The organism is Bacteroides sp. AM23-12, assembly GCF_003434395.1.
GTDB classification, from domain to species: Bacteria; Bacteroidota; Bacteroidia; order Bacteroidales; family Bacteroidaceae; genus Bacteroides; species Bacteroides thetaiotaomicron.
The window spans coordinates 1-3272 of the sequence record NZ_QTLF01000071.1; the positions used below are offsets into that span (position 1 = coordinate 1).

The 3272-nt window shown below is 47.9% G+C and carries 2 rRNA genes; both read left to right on the forward strand.

The features are described from left to right. The first annotated feature begins 98 nt into the window (after positions 1–98). Positions 99–2977, forward strand: a 23S ribosomal RNA gene (locus DW640_RS22945). Between the two features lie 172 nt (positions 2978–3149). Next, positions 3150–3260 (forward strand): 5S ribosomal RNA (gene rrf / locus DW640_RS22950). The last annotated feature ends 12 nt before the right edge of the window (positions 3261–3272 follow it).

Here is a 3272-nt window from a genome sequence, read left to right on the forward strand (position 1 = left end):
AAAAGTATATATCGAACCGTACGTTTTAAGTACCGCGATATTGAGTACCCGGGTTTAATACCTGATACTTGATACCTGATACTTAAAGGTAAGTTTGAAAGAAAGTAAGCAAGGGCGCATGGCGGATGCCTTGGCTCTCGGAGGCGATGAAGGACGTGATAAGCTGCGATAAGCTCTGGGTAGGTGCAAATAACCTTTGATCCAGAGATTTCCGAATGGGACAACCCGGCATTCTGAAGGAATGTCATCCATCTTTGATGGAAGCTAACGCAGGGAACTGAAACATCTTAGTACCTGTAGGAAAAGAAAATAATAATGATTCCCCTAGTAGTGGCGAGCGAACGGGGAATAGCCCAAACCACCCATGTTACGGCATGTGTGGGGTTGTAGGACCACGATATCGCAAGACATTTGATGAGTAGAATCCTCTGGAAAGTGGAACCATAGACGGTGATAGTCCGGTATACGAAGTCAAATTAAGCGTAGTGGTATCCTGAGTAGCGCGGGACACGAGAAATCTTGCGTGAATCTGCCGGGACCATCCGGTAAGGCTAAATACTCCCGAGAGACCGATAGCGAACCAGTACTGTGAAGGAAAGGTGAAAAGCACTTCGAATAGAAGAGTGAAATAGTCCCTGAAACCGTGCGCCTACAAGCGGTCGGAGCTGCGTAAGCAGTGACGGCGTGCCTTTTGCATAATGAACCTACGAGTTACTTTTTCCGGCAAGGTTAAGCATCTTGAGATGTGCAGCCGAAGCGAAAGCGAGTCTGAACAGGGCGTCGAGTCGGAAGGAGTAGACGCGAAACCAAGTGATCTACCCTTGGTCAGGTTGAAGGTTAGGTAACACTAACTGGAGGACCGAACCGATAAGCGTTGAAAAGCTTCCGGATGAACTGAGGGTGGGGGTGAAAGGCTAATCAAACTTGGAGATAGCTCGTACTCCCCGAAATGCATTTAGGTGCAGCCTTGTGAGTTACTAATGTGAGGTAGAGCGACTGATAAGATGCGAGGGCTTCACCGCCTATCAAGTCTTGATAAACTCCGAATGCGCATTAGTTCTATCACAGGAGTGAGGGCATGGGTGCTAAGGTCCATGTCCTAAAGGAGAAGAATCCAGACCATCAGCTAAGGTCCCCAAATAAACACTAAGTTGAACTAACGAAGTCAGATTGCTAAGACAGCTAGGATGTTGGCTTGGAAGCAGCCATTCATTTAAAGAGTGCGTAACAGCTCACTAGTCGAGGAGTTTGGCGTGGATAATAATCGGGCATTAAGTGTTTTACCGAAGCTATGGGATCAGTAATGATCGGTAGGGGAGCATTCCACTCTGCGTCGAAGGTGAAGCGTGAGCTTTGCTGGAGCGTGTGGAAAAGCAAATGTAGGTATAAGTAACGATAAAGGGGGTGAGAAACCCCCTCGCCGAAAGACTAAGGTTTCCTGATCAACGCTAATCGGATCAGGGTTAGTCGGGTCCTAAGGCTCAGCCGAACGGTGAGGCCGATGGCAGAACAGGTTAATATTCCTGTACTACCTTAAGGAGTGACGTGGAGACGGAGGCGTGACAGCGCCGCGGACTGACGGAATAGTCCGTTGAAGGGTGTAGATGTTGATTATCCCAGGCAAATCCGGGATAAGAGTCGAACCTGATAGTATGGAGCGTTCTTCGGAACAATCCAATAGTGCGTGTAATCATACTCCCAAGAAAATCCGCTAAACTTAATCCTTGAGGTACCCGTACCGCAAACGGACACACGTAGTCGGGTTGAATATACTAAGGCGCTTGAGTGATTCACGGTTAAGGAACTAGGCAAATTGACCCTGTAACTTCGGGATAAAGGGTCCCAACGAGAGTTGGGCGCAGAGAATAGGTCCAGGCAACTGTTTAACAAAAACACAGGGCTGTGCCAAATTGAAAGATTACGTATACAGCCTGACACCTGCCCGGTGCTGGAAGGTTAAGAGGAGATGTCATCGCAAGAGAAGCATTGAATTGAAGCCCCAGTAAACGGCGGCCGTAACTATAACGGTCCTAAGGTAGCGAAATTCCTTGTCGGGTAAGTTCCGACCTGCACGAATGGTGTAATGATCTGGACACTGTCTCAACCGTGAGCTCAGTGAAATTGTAGTATCGGTGAAGATGCCGATTACCCGCGATGGGACGAAAAGACCCCGTGAACCTTTACTATAGCTTAACATTGAATTTGGGTAATTGATGTGTAGGATAGGCCGGAGACTTCGAAGCAGGTACGCCAGTATTTGTGGAGTCGCTGTTGAAATACGGCCCTTTGATTATTTGAGTTCTAACTCGTGGTACGAGGACACTGTTTGGTGGGTAGTTTGACTGGGGTGGTCGCCTCCAAAATAGTAACGGAGGCTTCTAAAGGTGCCCTCAGGACGATTGGTAACCGTCCGCAGAGTGTAATGGCATAAGGGCGCTTGACTGGGAGACTTACAAGTCGATCAGGTAGGAAACTAGAGCATAGTGATCCGGTGTTTCCGTATGGAAGGGACATCGCTCAAAGGATAAAAGGTACTCCGGGGATAACAGGCTGATCCCTCCCAAGAGCTCATATCGACGGAGGGGTTTGGCACCTCGATGTCGGCTCGTCACATCCTGGGGCTGGAGAAGGTCCCAAGGGTTGGGCTGTTCGCCCATTAAAGTGGCACGCGAGCTGGGTTCAGAACGTCGTGAGACAGTTCGGTCTCTATCTATCGTGGGCGTATGAAATTTGCGTGGCTCTGACACTAGTACGAGAGGACCGTGTTGGACTGACCGCTGGTTTACCAGTTGTGCCGCCAGGTGCATTGCTGGGTATCTAAGTCGGGATTGGATAAGTGCTGAAAGCATCTAAGTACGAAGCCAGCCACAAGATTAGATTTCTTAGGGTCGTTAAAGACGATGACGTTGATAGGATGCAGGTGTAAAGGTGGTAACATCAAAGCCGAGCATTACTAATTGCCCGTTCACTTTCTTTTGGACGGTGCGGATCGCGATATATACGTTTAGCTTTTTTAATTGACAATTGACAAATGACAATTGACAATTAGATTAACAGATACTTGAATTTTACTTTTTATCATGTCATAACTTATCATGACAGCTGCGATAATTGTCATTTGTCAATTGTCCATTGTCAATTGAAGAAATTCAGGTGGTTATAGCACGAGGGTTCCACCTCTTCCCATTCCGAACAGAGAAGTTAAGCCTCGTCACGCCGATGGTACTGCGTAACAGTGGGAGAGTAGGTAGCCGCCATTTTTAGAGAAGCCC